Origin of the sequence: Jatrophihabitans sp., from assembly GCF_036389215.1 — a bacterium.
In the GTDB taxonomy this organism is placed as follows: domain Bacteria; phylum Actinomycetota; class Actinomycetes; order Mycobacteriales; family Jatrophihabitantaceae; genus Jatrophihabitans_A.
In genome coordinates, this window is sequence record NZ_DASVQG010000038.1 from 1 (window position 1) to 3,011 (window position 3,011).

Sequence of the window (3,011 nt, forward strand, 5' to 3'; positions counted from 1 at the left end):
GACAAGTACAGATCGCGGATGGACGGAAAGCGCCGCTCTGGATCGGTCAGCTGACCCGAACCACTGAGCTGCCACCTGGTACGGCAGTGCGCAGCCGGGCCGCCAGCAGCAACGCGAACACCGCCGAGGCGAGGGCGCAGCCGACCGGCAGCGAGAACGCGAACCGGGCCCCGTGCCGGTCGGCAATGCCACCCACCACCGCCGCGCCCAGGCCGTAGCCGACCGACAGGCCGGTGCCGATCCAGGTCAGCCCCTCGGTGAGCGAGTTGGCCGGCACGATCTGGTCGACCAGGCCGAACGCGCCGATCAGGGTGGGCGCGATGCCCAGCCCGATCACGCCGGCGCACAGCGCCAGGACCGGAATGCTGGTGGCCGCGAAGTACAGGAACGGCATCACGCCGAACAGCACGGCGCTGACCACGAACCGGCGCAGCAGCGATGAGTGCCAGTGCCGGCCGCCGTAGAACAGCGCCGACACCGCGCTGCCGCCGGCGAAGCTCGCCACCACCCAGCCGGCGCTGGCCCGGTGGCCGTGCTGGCCGCAGAAGGCCACCATGGTGACCTCGGCGCTGCCGAACACCGCACCCATGAACACCATCGACCAGGTGATCAGCGGCATCCCCCGGTACCGCAGCGCGAAGTCGTGCCGCTCACCCGCTGCCCGGGGGCGGACCGGCGGCTCGGTGGACCGCAGCGCCGCCAGCCACACGGTGCCCGCGCTGATCACCAACAGCGCCAGTCCCAGGGTGACCAGCGGGTGGGTGTGCAGGGCCAGCACGGTGGCGACCAGCGGCCCGAGAACGAAGACCACCTCGTCCAGGGTGGATTCGACCGAGTAGCCGGTCGAGCGCTCGGGCCCGTCGCCCGGCCAGATGTAGGACCACCGGGCCCGGATCAGCGCACCGACGTTGAGCATGGTGACGCCCATCAGCACCGCGGGCGGCAGCAGGGTCCACAGCGGCGCGTGCACGGTGATCAGCGCACCGAACGTTCCGGTCGAGAGCAGGTGGGCGATCAGGAACCACGGCAGCACCCGGTGCTGCCCCAACTTGTCGACCAGCACCGCCGCGCCCGGATTGCCGAACGCGCCGCCCACCACGTAGCTGCCGCTGACGACGCCGGCGTAGCCGTAGGAATGGGTACGCCCGGAGATGATCAGGACGATCGCGATCGGGTAGATCGCCAGCGTGATCCGGGCCAGGAACCCGGCGGCGGAGAACTCCAGCGCACCCGGTGAGGAGAACGCGGCTCGATAGCGGTTCAGCACGTCTAGAAACCGAGCCGGTCGAGCTTCTTGGGGTCGCGCTGCCACTCGCCCATCACAGCGACGTGCAGGTTCAGATTCACCCGCCGGCCCAGCAACTCCTCAATGCCGCGGCGGGCGTCGATGCCGATCCGCTTCAGCCGGCTGCCGCCGCTACCCAGGATGATCGGCTTCTGGCTGGAGCGTTCCAGGTGCAGGGTCGCGAAGATGTCGATCAGCGGCGGGCGGCCGTCGGCCGAGCCGCCCTCCCGGGGATTCATCTCCTCCACGGTGACCGCGATCGAGTGCGGCAGCTCGTCACGGACGTCGGCCAGCGCCGCCTCGCGGATCAGCTCGGCTATCCGGCTCTGCTCGCTCTCATCGGAGGTGACGGTATCGGGATAGAGCTGCGGGCCGGCGGGCAGCCGCGAGATCAGCAGGTCGGCCAGCAGCTGGACCTGGTCACCGGCGCGGGCGGACACCGGCACCACCTCGACGAACTCACCGAGCCGGCTGACCGCCAGCAACTGCTCCGCGACCCGCTGCCTGCCGACGGTGTCTGTCTTGGTGACGATCGCGAACGCCGGGGCCTTCAGGGCCTGCAGTTGGGTGGCGATGAATCGGTCACCGGGGCCGATCTTCTCGTTCGCCGGCACGCAGAAACCCACCACGTCCACCTCGGCCAGCGTCTCGTGCACCACGTCGTTGAGCCGCTGGCCCAGCAGCGTGCGGGGCCGGTGCAGGCCCGGGGTGTCGACGATCACGAGCTGGCCGTCCGGCCGGCTGAGCACTCCCCGAACGGCCCGGCGGGTGGTCTGCGGCTTGTCGCTGGTAATCACGATCTTGGAGCCGACCAGCGCGTTGGTCAGGGTGGACTTGCCGGCATTGGGCCGCCCGACGAACGCGCAGAAGCCAGAGCGGTAGCTGGCGTTCGATTCGATCACACCGGTATTCTCCCAGCCCGGCCGGGTGCTGGCAGCCACGGGTGGGCAGACCGCCCTCGCAGCCGGGAGCCGGTGCACCCCGTACACCCAGAGGAGATCCGCCGTGCCCGCGGTTCGGGGTCAAAGCGCTGCCTGCCCTACGCTCGACCAGGCACTCGACCAGGCAGCCGAGCTCGGCCCACGGCAAATGACGCTGCCTTGGGAACATTCCAAATAACGATTTCAGATCGGTGTTTGGAATATGCTGATCCGGTGTGGATCACGGTGCTTGAAGAAAACGGCGTCGCGGTGCTGCCCATCGACAGGGAGCACGTACGACTGACCGACGACGACCACTCGGAGATCTTCTTCGTCCTGACCATTCCACGTGTGGCTCGGACCCGCGACATCAAACCTGCGCCCGAGCGCGACGCCCTTCTAGTCGCCCACAGCATCACGGTCGAAGCGCTTGAACGCGCCTGGGCAGCCGGCTGGTCTGTGGTGACCGACGAAGGAACCGGCAAGCTTCGACTCGCGCAGCGAACATTGCGATTGGGCTCGGCCGGCCCGGCGCAGGCGCCGAGGCGGTCCCCGGGCCGGCCGGGCCGGGGCGTGTTCTCCGTTGTGCGCGTCCTGTTCGCCCTCGAGGGCCGAGCCAGACAGGACGAGATCGCCGAGTTTGCCCGCGTCGGTCAGGCGGCGGTCTCAAAGGCGCTCAACCGGCTCGTCGACCGAGGCTTGGTGGTGCGGGGCGAACATGGTTGGGAGGTGGCTGATCGCGCCGGTGCGATCTCTTGGTGGCTTGGGCACTATCCGGGACCTGGTGGAATCGAGACTCACTGGTT

General features: G+C 69.1%; 3 protein-coding genes. 1 reads left to right on the forward strand and 2 read right to left on the reverse strand.

Features of this window, described 5'->3' with window-relative positions:
- Positions 1 to 46 precede the first annotated feature (46 nt).
- Both VF542_RS01705 and era read right to left on the reverse strand, forming a co-directional pair.
- The gene (locus VF542_RS01705; protein WP_408649975.1) at positions 47 to 1,267 is read right to left on the reverse strand and encodes an MFS transporter; all 1,221 of its coding nucleotides are present in this window, start codon (positions 1,265 to 1,267) and stop codon (positions 47 to 49) included.
- Between the two features lie 2 nt (positions 1,268 to 1,269).
- On the reverse strand, positions 1,270 to 2,184 hold the full coding sequence (gene era, locus VF542_RS01710) for a GTPase Era (protein ID WP_408649977.1): 915 nt from the start codon (positions 2,182 to 2,184) through the stop codon (positions 1,270 to 1,272).
- Positions 2,185 to 2,439: 255 nt separating this feature from the next.
- Between era and VF542_RS01715 the strand changes: the two genes are divergently transcribed.
- Positions 2,440 to 3,011, forward strand: a 572-nt coding sequence (locus VF542_RS01715) for a MarR family transcriptional regulator (protein ID WP_408649976.1), incomplete at its 3' end; no start/stop codon positions are given.